We start from the raw sequence: 1,866 nt of genomic DNA on the forward strand, positions 1-1,866 counted from the left end.
GGCAGCGATTTTGTCGCGGATTCGTTCCGCCGTCACCTCGCGCTCGAACTGGGCGAAAGACAATAGCATGTTCAGCGTCAGTCGTCCCATGCTGGTGGCGGTGTTGAAGGACTGGGTGACCGATACGAAGGAGGCGCCGGTCGCATCGAGGCTGTCGACGATCTTGGCGAAGTCTGAGAGCGACCGGGTCAGCCGGTCGATCTTGTAGACGACGATCTGGTCGACGAGCCCCGCCTCGATATCGGCGAGCAGGCGCTGCAGCGCCGGCCGCTGCAGGGTGCCCCCGGACAAACCGCCATCGTCGTAGCGGGTCGGGACCAGCACCCAGCCCTCCGCCTTCTGGCTGGTGACATAGGCGGCACAGGCCTCGGCCTGGGCGTCGAGCGAGTTGAAGTCCTGGTCGAGCCCTTCTTCAGAGGACTTGCGGGTGTAGATCGCGCAGCGGATCCGGCGCGCCATTTTAGGCCGCCTTTCTGCGACGAGAAGTTCCGTTGGGCGCATCGTCCGCTCGGGCCCTCTTTGCCAGACCGAAGAACCGGGGTCCCGACCAGCGGGCCCCGGTGATCTTCCGCGCCAGGGCGGAGAGCGAGGCATAGCGCTCTCCACCCATCAGGAACCCGCCCTCGATCACCTCGACGGTCCATGTGCGGCCCTGCCATTCCCGCACCAGCTTCGCGCCGGGGCGCAGTGTGGTTCCGACAGACGCATGCGACGCGCTGCCCGCGACGATGCGACTGAGATTCTCGAGCGTCCGGGCTTTGGGACCGCCGAGAACCTGACACTGTAGTTCAAGCGCCAGCGCCCGGCGCAGGAAGGGCACCGAGAGGTTCTTCGGCGGTGGTGAACCGATCAGGGCGGTCCAAAGGTTGATCAGGTCGGTGCGTTCGGCGGACTCCACGGCGGCCAGAGCCGCAGGCAGCTCCTTCGCGGTAACCGGCATGGTAAGATCGGTCATCGCGCTGCTTCCACACCTCTCGCCTCACCAGCCTGCTCATCGGGCTTGGGAGCGACGCGGTAGATCAACCCGATACTGCCGTCCGACGGCTTTACCGTCTCGACCGCGTGACCCGCCTTGCGTAACCCCGTAATCGCAGCGCGGGTCGTGTGGGCCTGCCAGCCGAGCGCCGTGCTGATCGCAGAGATCGTGCTACCGTCCGGCTGACACAGCATGTCGATCAGTCGGGCCTTCTTGCGCGCCACCACGGTCGAGGGTGCCGCAGCCGGTAGCAGGCTAGTTGAGTCGGCACTGTCAGATTTGGTCGTGGGCTTCTTTGCCATGGTCAGTCTCCTGGTATGAGCCGGATCCGTTCCGGCCCTTCTACCAGGCAAAGCCCGGACATCCGGGCAGCAGCGCCGAGTCTCCGCTCAGGTCGGCGCAACCCAACTACTGCTTGGCGGGCCAACGAAGTCCACCGGGAAAAGACCGAAGGCCGGTTCAAAGTGCGAAACCGGTCTGTAGCCGTTATTGATATGGCGGAAATCAAGGACGCGTGCTTCTGCCTCCATCCGGTCACGCCAGCCGCAATGCTGTTTTATGGCTGGCGGACGCTGGGCAAGTAAAGGGCAGGGCGGCTGCGGTGGGTGTCGAGGCCGCAGTGGTTGCGGCGTGCGATGGGGCGCGGGCAGGGCGCGGGCCGGCGTTATTCGGCCTGGGAGCACTCCGGGCGACTAGGGACGGAAGATAAACGTTTCGGTGCCTCCATCGCGGGGGCGGCACAAACCACTTTCGCGGCGCTATTGCATCTGGAGTTGTTGCGCGACTGGGAGGTCCGCTCCCAGGCCGCGATGGTCGAGCTGTCAGGCCGCGCACCGCCTGCGCTGATCACGACGCTTGGGGAGATCACCGGAGCAGGTCGTGACGCGATA

3 protein-coding genes are annotated in these 1,866 nt (G+C 65.3%); all 3 read right to left on the reverse strand.

What is annotated here, in order from left to right; genetic code table 11:
* Positions 1 to 459: recombinase family protein (locus ACRCSW_RS24135; protein WP_438708200.1), on the reverse strand; the 459-nt coding region annotated here is incomplete at its 3' end.
* Position 460: 1 nt separating this feature from the next.
* Positions 461 to 955, reverse strand: coding sequence for a DUF2924 domain-containing protein (locus ACRCSW_RS24140; protein ID WP_438708201.1), 495 nt, complete (start codon positions 953 to 955; stop codon positions 461 to 463).
* Complete coding sequence (locus ACRCSW_RS24145) at positions 952 to 1,278, reverse strand: DUF3489 domain-containing protein (RefSeq protein ID WP_438708202.1); 327 nt, start codon at positions 1,276 to 1,278, stop codon at positions 952 to 954. The genes ACRCSW_RS24140 and ACRCSW_RS24145 overlap by 4 nt, the downstream gene beginning before the upstream one ends.
* Between the last annotated feature and the right edge of the window lie 588 nt (positions 1,279 to 1,866).

Origin of the sequence: Tabrizicola sp., from assembly GCF_051645465.1 — a bacterium.
In the GTDB taxonomy this organism is placed as follows: domain Bacteria; phylum Pseudomonadota; class Alphaproteobacteria; order Rhodobacterales; family Rhodobacteraceae; genus Tabrizicola.